The organism is Cerasibacillus terrae (assembly GCF_008039555.1).
Lineage (GTDB): Bacteria > Bacillota > Bacilli > Bacillales > Amphibacillaceae > Cerasibacillus > Cerasibacillus terrae.
The window spans coordinates 1-522 of record NZ_VDUW01000030.1 but is presented as its reverse complement, the minus strand read 5'-3'; the positions used below and the strand labels follow the sequence as shown (position 1 = coordinate 522).

The window sequence follows — 522 nt, the reverse complement described above, 5'->3', positions numbered from 1 at the left end:
GTACCAAGGCATCCACCGTGCGCCCTTATTCACTTGACTAGCAAGCAAATAAGTAAAAATAATATATTACTTTACGCCATTGTTATTGATGTCGTTGGTATTTCTTATTTGGTTTTCAAGGTACAAAAGTGGAGCCTAGCGGGATCGAACCGCTGACCTCCTGCGTGCAAGGCAGGCGCTCTCCCAGCTGAGCTAAGGCCCCATTTTTTTGAGATGGTGGGCCTGAGTGGACTCGAACCACCGACCTCACGCTTATCAGGCGTGCGCTCTAACCAGCTGAGCTACAGGCCCATCTATCGAATATATAATTAAATTAAAAATAATGAAGGAAAATTAATCCTTCAAAACTGAACTGAACGACCTAGTATGTTTCCCATTATATGAATGGGTTCCGCAATCTAGTTCAAACGTCTATCGACTAGCATGCTTCCTACTCCTTCCTCCGACAAGTCAACATCAATTCGCTACGCTCATTGTGTTTCCTTTGTCTCGTCAGGAGTAGTCCAGCCTGTACGTCGATGA

The 522-nt window shown here is 44.8% G+C and carries 2 tRNA genes; both read right to left on the bottom strand.

Annotated elements, in window-relative coordinates:
• Nucleotides 1-129: 129 nt before the first annotated feature.
• Nucleotides 130-202: transfer RNA gene (locus tag FHP05_RS15170), tRNA-Ala, on the bottom strand.
• A gap of 12 nt (nucleotides 203-214) precedes the next feature.
• Nucleotides 215-291: transfer RNA gene (locus tag FHP05_RS15165), tRNA-Ile, on the bottom strand.
• Between the last annotated feature and the right edge of the window lie 231 nt (nucleotides 292-522).